Origin of the sequence: Streptacidiphilus sp. ASG 303, assembly GCF_020991365.1 — a bacterium.
In the GTDB taxonomy this organism is placed as follows: Bacteria; Actinomycetota; Actinomycetes; order Streptomycetales; family Streptomycetaceae; genus Peterkaempfera.
Genome location: NZ_JAJLRA010000096.1, coordinates 1 through 528, shown reverse-complemented (window position 1 = coordinate 528; position 528 = coordinate 1). Strand labels below are relative to the sequence as shown.

General features: G+C 70.1%; 1 protein-coding gene. It reads left to right on the top strand.

The features are described 5' to 3' along the window. Window positions 1-528, top strand: a 528-nt coding sequence (locus LO771_RS30070) for an ATP/GTP-binding protein (RefSeq protein ID WP_230748333.1), incomplete at both ends; no start/stop codon positions are given.

The following is a 528-nucleotide window of genomic DNA, read 5'->3' as shown; positions in this document are numbered from 1 at the left end:
GCGAAGATCGTCGTCGCGGGCGGCTTCGGTGTCGGCAAGACCACCCTCGTCGGCGCGGTCTCGGAGATCAACCCGCTGCGCACCGAGGCCGTCATGACCTCCGCGTCCGCGGGGATCGACGACCTCACCCACACGGCGGGCAAGACCACCACCACGGTGGCCATGGACTTCGGCCGCATCACCCTCGACGAGGACCTGATCCTCTACCTCTTCGGCACCCCCGGGCAGGACCGCTTCTGGTTCATGTGGGACGACCTGGTCCGCGGCGCCATCGGCGCCATCGTCCTGGTCGACACCCGCCGCCTCGCCGACTGCTTCCCCGCGATCGACTACTTCGAGAACAGCGGCCTGCCGTTCGTCATCGCCCTCAACGGCTTCGACGGGCACCAGCCGCACACTCCCGACGAGGTCCGCGAGGCCCTGCAGCTCGGCCCGGACACGCCGATCATCACCACCGACGCCCGACGCCGCGACAGCGCCAAGTCCGCGCTGATCACCCTCGTCGAGCACGCCCTCCTCGCCCGGCTG